Raw genomic sequence first — 13,837 nt, forward strand, 5'->3', positions numbered from 1 at the left:
CAGCCCCGGCGCCGCCTTCCCCGGGCGGCGCCCTCCCCCGCCCGACGCCGACGACTCGCCATTCCCCGGCACGCTATCCGATACTGACAGGCAGCACCGACCGGGGAGTCTCCGCGATGAGCGAACACGAACGCACCATCATGGCCTTCGACGACCAGGGCCGCGAGTACATGATCGACGTCTTCGTCAGCGTCCGGGAGCTCAGCGAGCTCCAGCACGCCGGCCCCGTCCACGGCCAGCCGGCCCTGCGCACCCGTGAGGGCCACGCCGTCACCTACCTCGGCGGCGGCGAGTTCTCCATCGCCGTGCCCGGCGAGGAGGGCGACATCATCCTTAAAACCGACGATCCGGACTTCGTGTAGTCGTAGTGCCACGACCGCGACTCGGATGCTCACGACCGCGGCAGCACCTCGGCCAGGGCCGCCAGGCAGGCGTCGACCTCATCGGCACTGTTGTAGTGTGCCAGCGAGACTCGAGTGACCGCCTGCAGCCCCAGCGGACGCAGGATGTTGCCGGAGAAGACGTCGTCGCTTCGCGCGTGGACGCGTATGCCCCGCTCCCCGAGCTCGGCGACGACCTGCTTGGCCTCGACCCCCTCGACGGCGAACGACACCACCCCCTCGCGGTATGGGGAATCCGCCGGCCCAATCAGGTGCAGTCCGGGATAGTCGCACAACCCCGGCAGGCCCGCGCCGCCGTGCAGCAGCCGGTGCACCAGGGCGCGCTCGTGGGCTTGCATTGCCCGACCCGCGGCCACCAGGCAGGCGCGGCGTGACGACTCCTCGGTGAAGTGTCCGCCCAGCCAGGCGAGGTAATCGGTCACCGCACTGAAGCCGGCAAAAGCCGAGGGATCACGGCTGCCCAACTCCCAGGCATCCGCGGGCTTGCCCAATAGCCGGTCGTGATCGACCACGCTCAGGCGATCGGAAACCCAAGCGTAACCGTTATTGAGGCGGCAAAAGGATTTATAAGGAGAGATAACATAAGCGTCGACACCATAGGCGTCGACGGCTAGAGCCCCGTGTGGTGCGTGCTGGATGCCGTCGACGATGATCACGCACTCGGGGGCCACGGCCCTGATGGCTTGCACGATCTCGGCAATGTCCATGCTCATACCGGTTATCGGGCTGGTATGCAGGATGGTCGCGAGGCGGGTGTCCGGACGCACGCAGTCGGCGTAATGTGCTGCTGTCACCTGACCAGTCTCAACATCGAAGGGTACTTCGATCCACTCGCGACCGGTGCGGCGCGCCCACTGGGCGGTAGCATCATAGGTTGCAGGGTGCTCCACCGAGCTGGCGACGATGCTGCCACCCTCCTCGGCGGAAAGCGCCGCTGCCCGGATCACACGAAATAGGCACTCGGTGCCGGTCTCACCGCCAAAGATGACGCCGCTGCTGGCGCCCATGAAGTTGGCCAGATCATTGCGCCCGGCAGAAACGATCTCCGACACGGCGCGGGAGGCGGGATTGTCGCGGTGCTCATTATCGGGAATGCCGGCGACCTCGGCGCCGCGCTCGACGACCGACCTGAGTGTCAATGAACCGCCGGCATTCTCGAAGAAGACTCGCTTGCCAGTGAAGGGGCAGGCATCGACGTGCAGGAAGGACTCCCGTACCTGGCTCAGAAGGTCTTCCGGCAGGAAGACCCCCTCCGCCGGGATGGTCTGGGGTATGGACATAATAGGGGCCGAAGTCGTCGTCATGAATGATATCTCCTTCGATCAGGGACAGGAGTGCCTGACCTTCATAGAAAAAGCAGTGGGAGTCAGTGCTGGACGCTGCGGCGACGGCGCCACTGGTTCCAGAGCGGATATGCCACTGCCAGCACCACCAGCAAGCAGAGCGTCAGTGACAGTGGCCGAGTGAAGAAGGTGGTCAGGTCCCAGTGAGAGATCTGCATCGAGCGGCGAAAGTTGACCTCGAGGATGGGCCCGAGGATCAGGGCAATCACCAGGGGCGCGGCGGGGTAGCGCCAGCGCTCCATGAAAAAGCCCACCACGCCGAAGGCCACCGCCAGCCAGACGTCGAAGACCTCGTTACGCAGCGCATAGGTGCCGATCACGCTGAACACCAGGATCATCGGTCCCAGCACCGCACCCGGTACCTTGGTCACCACCACCAGGTAGCGACACAGCCACAGCCCCAGAACAGCGAACAGCACATTGGCCAGCAAGAGGGACAGGATCAGGGTGTAGGTCGTCTCGGCGTGGTCGGTAAACAGGCTCGGCCCCGGGATCATGCCGTGGATGGTCAGGCCGCCGACGAATACCGCCGTGACCGCATTGCCGGGAATGCCCAGCGTCAGGGTGGGAATCAGGGTACCGCCGGTCACGGCGTTGTTGGCCGACTCCGAGGCCGCCACCCCCTCCAGTTCTCCCTTGCCGAAGCGTTCGGGCGTCGGGGAATGACGACGCGCCTCGCTGTAGGAGATGAAGGAGGCGATGCTGGTACCGGCCCCGGGCAGGATGCCCACTACCGAACCGATGACCGAGGAGCGCAGCAGGGTACGCAAGCTGCGGCGGATGTCGTGCCACATCGGCAGGCGGCGCCCCTTGAGCTGCTGTCCCTTGCCTGCCAGCACACCACCGCCTTCGGGCACACAGAGATTGAAGGCCTGGGAAACCGAAAACAGCCCGATCAGCACCGGCAGCAGCGGCACGCCCTCGAACAACTCGCTGTAACCGAAGGTGAAGCGCTGCATGCCGGTGAAGGCGTCCAGTCCCACACTGGCCAGCACCAGCCCCACCGCCGCCGAGAGCACTCCCTTGAGCGGACGGTCCGACGCCACGCCGACGATGGTCACCAGCCCGAAGATCGCCAGCACGGTGTACTCCTGGGGACCGAAGGCCAGCGCGACCGTCGACAGCGGCGGCGCGATGGCGATCAGCACGACCACGCTGAACAGACCGCCGAACAGCGAGGCGAGGGTTGCCATGCCCAGCGCCTCGCCGCCGCGCCCGGCCGCGGCCAGCGGATAGCCGTCGAGCGCGGTGGCGATGGAGGCATCCGTACCCGGGGTGCGCAACAGGATCGCCGTCACCGAGCCGCCATAGACCGAGCTGACGTAGACGGCGCCGAGCAGCATAAGCGCCAGGTCCGGCGGCATGCTGAAGGTGATGGGGATACACAGCGCCACGCCCATCGTCGAGGAGAGCCCCGGCAGCGAGCCGATCGTCATGCCGGCCAGGGTGCCGAGAAACAGTGTAAGCAGGGCCATCGGCGTCAGCACGTTGCCGAGGGCAGGAAGCAATACATCCATAGGGAGCCTCTCGAGTGAGGTCGCAGGCCGCCGTTAGCGTGCCAGCCAGCCGGCGGGCAGTGGCACGGACAGCAGATACACGAAGACCACGTAGATCACGGCCGAGAACACCACGGCAATCACCAGGGCCGCCGGCCATCGCAAGTGGCCCAGCCAGCGAAGGCTGGCCAGCAGGAACAGCGGCAGCGCGACGAAAGCACCGGCGGTCACCATCAATCCCAACAGTCCCAGCACGCACAGGCACCAGACGAGGAATCGCGGCCAGGGCAACGAGGGTGGCAGATCGTCGGGGGCGCGACCGCGCAGGGTACCCAGAGCGATCCCTGCGCTGGCCAGTAACCCCAGCGTGCCGGCGATCACGGGGAAGACCCCCGCGTCGCCGCGCATGCCCAGGCCCGCGACCACCGCAGCCGCACAGATCGCTCCCACCAGCACGGCCACGCAACGGTCGATAGCGTCAAGCGTCATGGGGCTATCTCTCCAAGCAAACGATCACTGCTCGATCCAGGGATCTTTCTCCCAGAGCGCCTTCAACCGGTCGTGGCTATCGTGGATGAAGTCGACATAATCCTGCCCGTAGATGGGATTGACCGGCATGTTGAGCTGCTCCATCTCGGCGCGGAATTCTGGGTTGTCGACGACATCGCGGGTAACGGCCAGAAGGGTGTCATAGACCTCCTGGGGCACATCCGCCGGCACGGCAAAGCCACGCGAGGCAGCGGACTGGACGTCATAACCCTGCTCCATGCCGGTGGGGACGCCGGCGATGGCCTCGACCCGCTCGTCGGCCCATACCGCCAGCCCACGCACCTTGCCTTCCTGGATCTGGGCCGCCGCTTCCGACATGTTGCCCTCGAAGGCGGTAATGTGGCCGCCCAGCAGCGCGGCAGTCGCCTCGGCATTGCCGTTGTAGGACACGAAATTGAGGTCGATGCCCGCTTCCTCGGCGAAGTTGAGTGCGGCGAGGTGGTCGTCACCCCCGACACCCTCGTGGGAAATGACCACCGATTCCGGATCGTCCTTCACCGCCTCGACGAAGTCATCCAGGGACTGGTAGGGGCTGTCGGCCGCGACCGCCAGCACGCCCGGGTCGGTGATCACATTGGCCAGCGGACGGATCTCATCGAGGGAGTAACCGACGGTCTCCTCGCGGGTGAAGGGGTAGACCTCCACTGCGGGTGAGTTGATCAGGCCAATGGTGTAGCCGTCCGGGTCGGCGTTGGCCAGGTGTACCCAGCCCAGTTCGCCGCCGGCGCCAGGCCGGTTGACCACCACCATGCGCTGGCCGAGCTCCTCCTCGGCGTACTTGGCGAAGATCCGCGCCATGGTATCGGTACTGCCCCCGGCACCGAACGAGACGATCATCTGGATCGGCTTGTCGGGGTAGTCCGCCGCCAGGGTCGCCGTACTCAGGCCACTCGCCAGCAGCGTCGCCATAGCGCCCAGCACCACCTTCCGCACCGACATGGGGTGAGTCTTCATCGCCTTACTCCTTGTTACTGTTATGGTTTGAGAGCCATGCAGGTCGATCGCCGGGGGCCAGCCCCTGGCCTGACGCTGCAGAGCACTCACCCACTACTTAAAAACACTCCACACTTTCAAAAAAGCGAATAAATTGCATATATTAAGAGTCGCAACATTCATCATTCGGCGATTCCATGTTGACCCTCAAGCAGCTTGAAACTTTCGTCCAGGTGGTCGAGCTCGGCACCTTCGAGCGCGCCTCCCAGCGCCTCAACGCGACGCAGTCCACCGTTTCCAAGCGCATCTCCGAGCTGGAGCAGGCCACCGGCCTGCGCCTCTTCGACCGCTCACGACGCAACGCGCGGCTGACCGAAGAGGGCGAACGGTTACTGGAGCTGGCCTACGCGACGCTCGACGGCGCGAAGCGGATCCTCGAGCTCAATGAGCATCCCGAGCGCACGCTGCACCGTGTGCGTATCGGCTTCACCGATCTGGCCGCCCTCACCTGGCTACCGGGCTTTCTGCGGGGTTACACCACCGAGCGTCCCGACATCCGGTTGGACATCACCATCGACATGAGCCGTACCCTGTACCAGCAGTTTCAGGATGGAGAACTGGACCTGGTGGTGATACCGCAGGTCCCCGAGGCCTTCGCCCAGCCGGGGGTGGAAACCCGGCTGCTGGAGGAGGTGGAGATGGCCTTCATGGCCAGAGAGGGCCTGGTGGACGGCCCCCGCCCCATCCCCATCGGGGCGCTCGAACGCCACCCCCTGATCAGCCAGGGCAAGCGCTCAGGGTTCGCGCAGGACATCAATCGCTGGCTCTCCCATCAGGGCATGGCCGTCGCCACCCTGACCGCCGATAACCTGCTGGCACTGGTGGGTCTGGTGGCGGCGGGGCGGGGCATCAGCGTATTGCCAAGACTCTGTGTCCAGCGTTTCGCCCGCGAGCAGGGGCTGGAGATCCTCGAGACCACCCCCCGCCTGCCCACGATCGGTTACTACGCGCTGTACCATGGCGGAGTGCGCATCTCGTTGTTCGAGGAGCTCGCCCTTCGACTCGCCGGCGCAGCCGACTTCACCCGCCCCTTCTTCGTTCCCGAGAAGCGCCTGGCCGATGGCTGACCCAGGCGCACACCCTTGACGCCACGCCACCGAATCCAGGGAAACCCCGGCATCCGGTCTTCCGTGCCGGATGCCGACTGCCAGGCCCCGCTGCCAGGCAACCCTTCTACCGCCTGAGCCAAAATTGCATGCAATAATCGACCAATGTCTAGTGATAAGGCGCAGGATGCTGATCTACTCTCAACATTGCATGCAACTTGCGAGGCAGCGATGACGCGAACGCTCCAGGCACAGCCCGCCCCGGTCGTCCGTACGGCCACCGCCGAGGTCCACGACGTGATCAAGCAGCGGATCCTCGACGGCCACTACCGGGCCCACGAGTACATCCGCGAGGCCAGCGTGGCCCGCGAGCTCGAGGTGAGCCGCACCCCGGTGCGCGAGGCGCTGCGCGAGCTGGTCTCCGAGGGCTGGCTGGAGGCGATCCCCCACCATGGCGCTCGGGTGGTGGCCTGGACCGAGAAGGACGCCCGCGAGGTCTTCGAGCTGCGCCTGGTGCTGGAGCCCATGGCGGTGCGCCTGGCCAGCGAGCGCATGGACGCGGCACGGCTTCAGCACCTCGAGGCCCTGGCGGCGCGCATGGAGACCCTCGTCGAACGGGTCGAGACCGACCCCGGCGTGCGCAACGAGATCGCCCTGCTCAACCATGACTTCCACCGCGAACTGATCCTGGCCAGCGACAACCAGCGCCTGGCCGCCGTGCTCGAGAGCGTGGTGCGCACCTCGGTGATCCGCCGCAACTTCGGCAACTACGACCTCGCCAACCTGCGCCGCAGCATGCGCCACCACCGCGAGATCCTCGAGGCGATCGCCGCCGACAGCCCGGCGTGGGCCGAGAACTTGATGCGCGCCCACCTGCTGGCCGCCCAGGCCCTGCATGTCCGTTCACCCGATGCCCCCGCGCCAGGCGGCGTCCACCCACTGATCCACAAGAGGCACCACAACAACAATGACCCCGCATGACACCGTATCCCCGACCCCCCTCGACGACATCAAGGTCCTCGAACTCGGCCAGTTGATCGCCGGGCCCTACTGCGGCCAGGTCCTGGCCGACTTCGGCGCCCAGGTGATCAAGATCGAACCGCCGGGCAAGGGCGACGCCATGCGCCAGTGGGGCGAGGCGGACCCCGACAGCGGCGAACCGCTGTGGTGGAACGTCATCGCCCGCAACAAGCAGTCGCTGACCCTGGACCTGCGCCAGCCGCGTGGCCAGGCGCTGTTGTGCGAGCTGGCCAGCCAGGCCGACGTGGTCATTGAGAATTTCCGTCCCGGCACCATGGAGCGCTGGGGGCTGGGCTACGAGGTACTCTCCCGCGACAACCCCGGACTGGTGATGGTCCGCGTCACCGGCTTCGGCCAGGACGGCCCCTACGCCTCGCGGGCCGGCTTCGCCTCGGTGTGCGAGGCCATGGGCGGGCTGCGCTACCTGAGCGGCTACCCGGACCGGCCGCCGGTGCGCGTGGGCATCTCCATCGGCGACACGCTCGCCGGCCTGCATGCCGCCCTGGGCGCCATGATGGCGTTGCAGCAGCGCCACCGCAGCGGGCGCGGCCAGGTGGTCGACAGCTCGATCTTCGAGTCGGTGCTGGCAATGATGGAGAGTCTGATCCCCGAATACGCCCGCGCCGGCAAGGTGCGCGAGCGCAGCGGCAGCTTCCTGCCGGGCATCGCTCCCTCCAACGCCTACCCGGCCCGCGACGGCCGCGACGTGATCATCGGCGCCAACCAGGACAGCGTCTTCCGCCGCCTCTGCGAGGCGATGGGCCAGCCGCGCCTGGCCGACCACCCCGACTATGCCACCCACCGCGCCCGCGGCGAGCACCAGCAGGCCATCGACGACCTGGTGGCGGCCTGGACCCGCCAGCATGACGCCCAGCAGGTGGTCGACATCCTCGCCGCGGCCGGGGTGCCCGCGGGGCTCGTCTACCGCGCCCCGGACATGCTCGCCGACCCGCACTTCCAGGCCCGCGAATCGATCGTCGAGGTGCCCGACCGGAGCGGCCGCCCGCTGCCCATGCAGAACGTCTTCCCGCGGCTCTCCGATACCCCCGGGCGCGTGCACCGGGTGGGCCCCGAGCTGGGCGAGCACACCGAGGCCATCCTCTCCGGCTGGCTGGGACTGGCCCCCGACGCCCTCGACGCCCTGCGCGCCGACGGCGTGATCTGAGGAGACCGCCATGGATCCCGTCATCGTCCTGGTCGTGCTGGTGGGGCTGATTACCATCGGCTTCCCGATCTTCCTGGCCCTGGGCCTCTCCGGCCTGGTCGGCCTCTACATGGCCCGCGGCTCGCTGGCCTTCTTCTTCGCGCCCTCCTCGCTGTTCGGCCAGCTCAATGCCTTCGAGCTGATCGCCCTGCCGCTGTTCATCCTGATGGGCAACTTCCTCGGCGCCACGCCGGTGGGCTCAAGCCTGTTCACCGCCGCGGTGCGCTGGCTCAACTGGCTGCGTGGCAGCCTGGCGATCTCCTCGGTGGGCGCTTCGGCGATGTTCGGCGCCGTCTCCGGGGTGAGCCTGGCAGGGGTCGCCGCGGTGGGCTCCATCGCCGTGCCGCAGATGCTGTCGCGCGGCTACAGCCGCTCGCTGGCCGCCGGCGCCGTGGTCAGCGCCGGCGCCCTGGCCATGCTGATCCCGCCCAGCGTACCCTTCATCATCTACGGCGCGGTCTCCAGCGTTTCGGTGGCCGCCCTGTTCATCGGCGGCATCGTGCCCGGCATCGTGCTGGCGCTGGCGCTGTCGCTGTTCATCTATGTCCGCGTGCGCCTGAACCCGGCCGAGGCGCCGGCCAGCGAGGAGCGCTTCACCTGGAAGCAGCGCTGGGCAAGCCTCGCCAACATCTGGCACGCCGCCCTGCTGGTGATCGCCGTGCTCGGCTCCATCTACTCGGGCCTGGCCACCCCCAGCGAGGCCGCCGGCATCGGCGCCGCCGGCGCCTTCCTGATCGCCACCCTGGTATTCCGCAGCCTCAGCTGGGGCAAGTTCCTGGGGATCCTCGGCACCACCGCCCGGATCAGCGGCGCCATCCTGCTGATCATCGGCTGCGCCAAGATCTTCGGCGACTACCTCAACATGGTGCGCGTGCCCCAGCTGCTCACCGAGGCACTCACCGCCAGCGGGCTGCCCGCCTGGGCGATCCTGCTGGCGGTGATGCTGCTGCTGATCCTGCTGGGCATGATCGTCGACGCCGTGTCGCTGATCGTGGTGACCACCCCGGTACTGCTGCCGCTGGTCACCGCCCTGGGCTACGATCCGCTGTGGTTCGGCATCGTCATGGTGCTCAACCTGGAGATCGCCGTGGTCACGCCGCCGGTGGGGCTCAACCTCTATGCCCTGCGCGGGGTCTGCCCCGAGCTCTCGGTGGAGGAGATCATCAGGAGCGCCCTGCCCTTCGTCGCCGTGCAGTTCCTCGTGCTGATGCTGTTCGTGTTCTTCCCCGGCATCAGCCTGTGGTTGCCGGGGCTGATGTAGCCCCGGTGTGTCAGTGCAAGTAAAGCCATCCGTGACAACAACAAGCAGGAGAGACACCATGACCCTATCCCGTCGCCAGATCCTCAAGTACGGCACCTTCGCCACCGCCGGCGCCACCCTGTTCGGCACCCAGGGCCTGCTGGCGCCGCGCAGCCATGCCGCCACCACGCTCACCGGCGTCACCTACCTGCCCGACTCCTACAAGGCGCTGACCTACGGCTCCAACCGCTTCGTGGAGATGCTCCAGGAGAACGGCGGCGACGCGCTGTCGGTGGACTTCTACGACTCCGGCCAGCTGCTCAAGGTGGATGAGCAGCTGCCGGCGCTGCGCTCGCGCAGCATCGACTTCATGTTCCATACCTTCTCCTATGTCACCCGCTCGATCCCGATCCTCGGCGTCACCGGCCTGCCCGGGGTGGTCGGCGAGCTCTACCGCCACCCTGAGCGTCTGCGCCAGGGCAGCCCGCTGATGGAACTGATCAACGAGGTGCTGGCCGAGGACAACCTCTACATGCTGACCTCCGGCGGCGGCATCCTCGAGCCGGAGTACCTGTGGAGCACCGAGGCGAGCCCCATCCGCAGTCTCGACGAGGTGCGCGGCAAGAAGGTGCGCATCGTCGGCTTCGAGGCCACCAAGGCCTTCGAGCCCTACAACATCGGCGCCACCCGCATTCCCTCTTCGGAGACCTACATGGCCTTGCAGCGCGGCACCGTGGACGCGGGGGTCTTCAACATCTCCACGGTGATCGGCCGCAGCCTCCAGGAGCAGGTGAAGGTCTGCTACAAGCTGCCGATCACCGCCTTCTCGGTGGCCCCCTTCATGCTGCGCGATACCTGGGACAACCTCGACGACGAGGTGCGCGCCGTGCTGCAGCAGGCCGCCGACTGGTACGACGAGAACTTCATCGAACACTGCAACAACGACATCTATCCCAACGAGTACTGGCCCCAGGTGGAGGAGGCCGGCGTCGAGATCATCGAGCCCACCGAGGAGGACATCGAGACCTTCAACGCCGGCGCCGAGGAGGTCTGGGACCACTGGAAGGGCGAGGTCGGCGAGGAGGTCGGCAACCGCGCCATCGCCCTGGCCCTGGGTGAGGAATAGGGGAGAACGACATGATCGCGACTGCCCTGCGCAGCTGGGACGGCCTGCTGGCCGCCCTGCGCTGGACGTCGATGGCGGTGCTGATGTTCATGATGGTGTCGATCTGCTACGACGCCATCATGCGCTACGCCTTCGCGGCCCCGACCAGCTGGAGCCTGGAGATCAACTCCTTCCTGCTGGTCTACCTGGCCGTGATCGGCGCCGCCGAGGCCCAGCGCCACGACGCCCATATTCGTATCACCTACTTCAAGGACAGGCTGCCGGTGCGCCTGCGCAGCGCCATCGACCTGGCCACCGGGCTACTGGGCGCCGTGTTCTGCGCCATCCTGGTGTGGCGCGGCGGCATCATGGCGTTGCAGGCGCTGGAGCACGGCGAGCGCGTCTCGAGTGCGCTGGGCACCCCCATGGTCTATCCCTATGCGCTGCTGCCCATCGGCTTCGCCGCCCTCGGCCTGCAGTTCCTGATCGATGCCGCCTGCGCGCTGTTGCGCCTGCGCCACGACCACGACGAAGAGGCGACTTCCCATGGCTGATACCCTGAGCCACAAGCTGATTGCTGCACACCTGATCGATGGGGAAATGACGCCGGGCAGCGAGATTGCGCTGCGCATGGACCAGGCGCTGCTGCAGGACGTCCTCGGCACCCTGGTGATGCTCGAACTCGACGCCATGGGCCTCGATCGAGTGCGCACCGATCCCAGCGTGCAGTACATCGACCATACCCTGATCCAGCAGGACCATATCAACGCCGACGCCCACCTCTTCCTGAAGAGCGCCTGCGAACGCCTCGGCGTGTGGTATAGCGGCCCGGGTAACGGCATCAGCCACCCGGTGCACATGGAGCGCTTCGGAATCCCCGGCCAGAGCCTGGTGGGCTGCGACAGCCACACCACCGCGGCCGGCGCACTGGGCATGCTGGCCATTGGCGCCGGCGGCATCGAGGTGGCCATGGCCATGGCCGGCGAACCGCTCTACCTGCCGATGCCCGAAGTCATCGGTGTGCATCTGGAAGGCGCGTTGCCTGACTGGGTGAGCGCCAAGGACATCATCCTCGAGCTGCTGCGGCGCCACGGGGTGGCCGGGGCGAAGAACTGCATCCTCGAGTACCACGGGCCGGGGCTCGCCTCACTCGACGCCATGGACCGTCATGTGCTGGCCAACATGGGCACCGAGATGGGCGCCACTACCAGCGTCTTCCCCAGCGACGAGGTCACCCGTGAGTTTATGCGCTCGCGGGGACGCGAGGCCGACTGGACACCGCTCGCCGCCGACCCGGGCTGCCGCTACGCTCGCCTCGAGCACATCGACCTGTCCGCCCTGGAACCGCTCATCGCCCTGCCCTCCAGTCCCGACAAGGTGGTGCCGGTCAGCGAGGTGGCCGGCGAGCCGCTCTACCAGGCCTATATCGGCTCCTCGGGCAACCCTGGCTTCCGCGACTTCGCGGTGGTCGCCGAGATCGTCAAGGGCCGCAGTGTGGCCGCCAACGTCTCGCTGGATATCAACCCCTCCACCCGCCAGGTACTGGCGGCACTAATCGCCGAGGATCACCTCACCGCCCTGGTGGAGGCCGGCGCCCGCCTGCACCAGCCCGGCTGCAATGGCTGCATCGGCATGGGCCAGGCCCCGGCGGCGGGCCGCAACAGCCTGCGCACCGTGCCGCGCAACTTCCCCGGGCGCTCCGGCACACTCGAGGACAGCGTCTTCCTGTGCAGCCCCGAAACCGCCGCCGCCTCGGCACTCACCGGGGTGATCACCGACCCGCGTACCCTCGCCATGCCCTGTCCGCACCCACGCGAACCCAGCGACATGACCACCCGGGAGTCCTGGTTCGTCCCCCCCTTGCCGTCAGAACAGGCGCACAAAGTGACCCTGCTGGCCACCGACAACACGCCGTCGTTGCCACCAATCCCCCCGCTCCCGACGCGCATCGAGGCACCCATTCTGCTCAAGAGCGGCGACAACGTCTCCACCGACGACATCATGCCCGCCGGGGCCCGGGTGCTACCGCTGTGGAGCAACGTCTTCGCCTCGGCGGAGCACACCTTCGAGGCCCTGGACCCGGGCTATGTAGCTCGCGCCCGAGAGCGCGGCGAGGCCGGCCACGCGATCGTCGGCGGTGACAACTATGGCCAGGGCTCGAGCCGCGAGAACGCCGCCCTGGTGCCGCGCCTGCTGGGCCTCCAGCTGGTGGTGGCCAAGAGCATCGCGCGCATCCACTGGCAGAACCTGCCCTGCTTCGGCGTGCTGCCGTTGACCTTCACCGACCCGGCCGACTATGACCGCCTCGCCCCGGGCCAGACACTGGTCATCGATGACCTGCCCGACCAGCTCGCCGCCGGTGGCGAAGTCCGGGCGCGCCTGGACGGTAAACCCCTGGTGCTGGCCCACGAGCTGAGCCCGCGTCAAGTGGCGATCCTCTTCGCCGGCGGGGTGATCAACTGGCTGCGCGGGCGCTCCACCCCGTCATCCAAGGAGGCCAAGGCATGACGTCCCTGACCCCACCGGCCAGCGTGGAGATCGTCGAGGTCGCCCCCCGCGACGGCTTCCAGTCGATCCGCGACCCGCTGCCCACCGCCGAGAAACAGCGCTGCATCGCGGCACTGCTCGACGCCGGCGTGACCCGCCTGGAGATCGGCTCCTTCGTGAGCCCGAAGGCCATCCCCCAGATGGCCGATACCGGCGAGCTTGTCGCCGCCTTCGCCGACCGCCCGGGGCTGCGCCTCTCGGCGCTGGTGCCCAACCTCAGGGGCGCCGAGCTGGCGCTGGACCATGGCATCCGCGAGGTGGTCTATGTGGTCTCGGTGTCGGAGTCGCACAACCGCAGCAACGTGCGGCGCAGCGTCGACGAGTCGCTGGCCGACCTCGGCCGGGTGATCGAGCGCCTGCGCCAGACCGAGGGCACCCGGCTGCGCCTCGACCTGGGCACCAGCTTCGACTGCCCCTATGAGGGGACCATCGACTGGCCCCGGGTCGATCGCGTGCTCGGCGAGGCGCTCACAATGGCCAGCGAGCTGCCGCTGGAAGTAGCGCTGTGCGACACCACGGGACGCGCCAGCCCCTACCAGGTGGCCGACCACTTCACCCGGCTACGCGAGCGTCACGCCCGCCACGGGCTCGACTGGGCCTTCCACGGCCACGACACCTTCGGCATGGGGGTGGCCAATGCGCTGTTCGCCATCCACCACGGCGCCACGGCGGTGGACAGCGCCTGCGCCGGCCTCGGCGGCTGCCCCTTCGCCCCGGGCGCCACCGGCAACACCGCCACCGAGGACCTGCTCTATGCCCTGCAGGGCGGCGGCGTGGAAACCGGCATCGACCTGCCCCGGCTGCTCGCCGCCGCCGATCTGGTCGCCGCCCTGCCCGGGGGGCAGACCGCCAGCCACCTGCGCCAGGTGCCCCGGGAACGGGTGAGCTGACGG

Annotated in this window: 13 protein-coding genes; 9 read left to right on the forward strand and 4 right to left on the reverse strand. The window is 67.7% G+C overall.

Going from position 1 to position 13,837, the window contains the following annotated elements; genetic code table 11:
• Positions 1-116: 116 nt before the first annotated feature.
• Complete coding sequence (locus QWY80_RS17495) at positions 117-362, forward strand: hypothetical protein (protein ID WP_290234435.1); 246 nt, start codon at positions 117-119, stop codon at positions 360-362.
• A gap of 29 nt (positions 363-391) precedes the next feature.
• Here the strand turns inward: QWY80_RS17495 and QWY80_RS17500 are convergent, their stop codons facing one another.
• From QWY80_RS17500 to QWY80_RS17515, 4 genes are all read right to left on the reverse strand, one after another.
• On the reverse strand, positions 392-1,705 hold the full coding sequence (locus tag QWY80_RS17500) for an aminotransferase class V-fold PLP-dependent enzyme (RefSeq protein ID WP_290234439.1): 1,314 nt from the start codon (positions 1,703-1,705) through the stop codon (positions 392-394).
• A gap of 62 nt (positions 1,706-1,767) precedes the next feature.
• Positions 1,768-3,261 carry a tripartite tricarboxylate transporter permease gene (locus QWY80_RS17505; RefSeq protein WP_290234442.1) on the reverse strand — a complete coding sequence of 498 codons (1,494 nt, stop codon included), beginning with the start codon at positions 3,259-3,261 and terminating at the stop codon, positions 1,768-1,770.
• A 33-nt stretch (positions 3,262-3,294) separates the two neighbouring features.
• Positions 3,295-3,729, reverse strand: coding sequence for a tripartite tricarboxylate transporter TctB family protein (locus QWY80_RS17510; RefSeq protein ID WP_290234445.1), 435 nt, complete (start codon positions 3,727-3,729; stop codon positions 3,295-3,297).
• Between the two features lie 24 nt (positions 3,730-3,753).
• Positions 3,754-4,743 (reverse strand): Bug family tripartite tricarboxylate transporter substrate binding protein, encoded by a 990-nt coding sequence (locus tag QWY80_RS17515; RefSeq protein ID WP_290234447.1) that lies wholly within the window; start codon positions 4,741-4,743, stop codon positions 3,754-3,756.
• A gap of 176 nt (positions 4,744-4,919) precedes the next feature.
• Here QWY80_RS17515 and QWY80_RS17520 point away from each other — a divergent pair, with 176 nt between their 5' ends.
• From QWY80_RS17520 to QWY80_RS17555, 8 genes are all read left to right on the forward strand, one after another.
• On the forward strand, positions 4,920-5,849 hold the full coding sequence (locus QWY80_RS17520; protein WP_290234450.1) for a LysR family transcriptional regulator: 930 nt from the start codon (positions 4,920-4,922) through the stop codon (positions 5,847-5,849).
• Positions 5,850-6,059: 210 nt separating this feature from the next.
• Positions 6,060-6,809, forward strand: coding sequence for a GntR family transcriptional regulator (locus QWY80_RS17525; RefSeq protein WP_290234453.1), 750 nt, complete (start codon positions 6,060-6,062; stop codon positions 6,807-6,809).
• Positions 6,796-8,013: a CaiB/BaiF CoA transferase family protein gene (locus QWY80_RS17530; protein WP_290234456.1), complete on the forward strand. Its 1,218-nt coding sequence runs from the start codon at positions 6,796-6,798 to the stop codon at positions 8,011-8,013. Before QWY80_RS17525 ends, QWY80_RS17530 begins: the two co-directional genes overlap by 14 nt.
• 10 nt (positions 8,014-8,023) lie before the next feature.
• The gene (locus QWY80_RS17535; RefSeq protein WP_290234460.1) at positions 8,024-9,313 is read left to right on the forward strand and encodes a TRAP transporter large permease; all 1,290 of its coding nucleotides are present in this window, start codon (positions 8,024-8,026) and stop codon (positions 9,311-9,313) included.
• Positions 9,314-9,371: 58 nt separating this feature from the next.
• A complete protein-coding gene (locus QWY80_RS17540) occupies positions 9,372-10,418 on the forward strand; it encodes a TRAP transporter substrate-binding protein (protein WP_290234463.1) in 1,047 nt (348 codons plus the stop codon).
• 11 nt (positions 10,419-10,429) lie between these two features.
• Positions 10,430-10,951 carry a TRAP transporter small permease subunit gene (locus QWY80_RS17545; protein ID WP_290234468.1) on the forward strand — a complete coding sequence of 174 codons (522 nt, stop codon included), beginning with the start codon at positions 10,430-10,432 and terminating at the stop codon, positions 10,949-10,951.
• Positions 10,944-12,905, forward strand: coding sequence for an aconitate hydratase (locus QWY80_RS17550; protein WP_290234471.1), 1,962 nt, complete (start codon positions 10,944-10,946; stop codon positions 12,903-12,905). The genes QWY80_RS17545 and QWY80_RS17550 overlap by 8 nt, the downstream gene beginning before the upstream one ends.
• Positions 12,902-13,834, forward strand: a complete 933-nt coding sequence (locus QWY80_RS17555) for a hydroxymethylglutaryl-CoA lyase (RefSeq protein WP_290234474.1) — start codon at positions 12,902-12,904, stop codon at positions 13,832-13,834. The genes QWY80_RS17550 and QWY80_RS17555 overlap by 4 nt, the downstream gene beginning before the upstream one ends.
• Positions 13,835-13,837 lie beyond the last annotated feature (3 nt).

This window comes from Halomonas ramblicola, assembly GCF_030409215.1.
In the GTDB taxonomy this organism is placed as follows: Bacteria; Pseudomonadota; Gammaproteobacteria; order Pseudomonadales; family Halomonadaceae; genus Halomonas; species Halomonas ramblicola.

Bases quoted from the DNA above. Each gene is read 5' to 3' on its own strand.
- QWY80_RS17520 (WP_290234450.1), top strand. From the start codon at position 4,920: ATGTTGACCCTCAAGCAGCTTGAAACTTTCGTCCAGGTGGTCGAGCTC.
- QWY80_RS17500 (WP_290234439.1), bottom strand. From the start codon at position 1,705: ATGACGACGACTTCGGCCCCTATTATGTCCATACCCCAGACCATCCCG.
- QWY80_RS17505 (WP_290234442.1), bottom strand. From the start codon at position 3,261: ATGGATGTATTGCTTCCTGCCCTCGGCAACGTGCTGACGCCGATGGCC.
- QWY80_RS17535 (WP_290234460.1), top strand. From the start codon at position 8,024: ATGGATCCCGTCATCGTCCTGGTCGTGCTGGTGGGGCTGATTACCATC.
- QWY80_RS17530 (WP_290234456.1), top strand. From the start codon at position 6,796: ATGACCCCGCATGACACCGTATCCCCGACCCCCCTCGACGACATCAAG.
- QWY80_RS17540 (WP_290234463.1), top strand. From the start codon at position 9,372: ATGACCCTATCCCGTCGCCAGATCCTCAAGTACGGCACCTTCGCCACC.
- QWY80_RS17550 (WP_290234471.1), top strand. From the start codon at position 10,944: ATGGCTGATACCCTGAGCCACAAGCTGATTGCTGCACACCTGATCGAT.
- QWY80_RS17545 (WP_290234468.1), top strand. From the start codon at position 10,430: ATGATCGCGACTGCCCTGCGCAGCTGGGACGGCCTGCTGGCCGCCCTG.
- QWY80_RS17525 (WP_290234453.1), top strand. From the start codon at position 6,060: ATGACGCGAACGCTCCAGGCACAGCCCGCCCCGGTCGTCCGTACGGCC.
- QWY80_RS17555 (WP_290234474.1), top strand. From the start codon at position 12,902: ATGACGTCCCTGACCCCACCGGCCAGCGTGGAGATCGTCGAGGTCGCC.
- QWY80_RS17495 (WP_290234435.1), top strand. From the start codon at position 117: ATGAGCGAACACGAACGCACCATCATGGCCTTCGACGACCAGGGCCGC.
- QWY80_RS17515 (WP_290234447.1), bottom strand. From the start codon at position 4,743: ATGAAGACTCACCCCATGTCGGTGCGGAAGGTGGTGCTGGGCGCTATG.
- QWY80_RS17510 (WP_290234445.1), bottom strand. From the start codon at position 3,729: ATGACGCTTGACGCTATCGACCGTTGCGTGGCCGTGCTGGTGGGAGCG.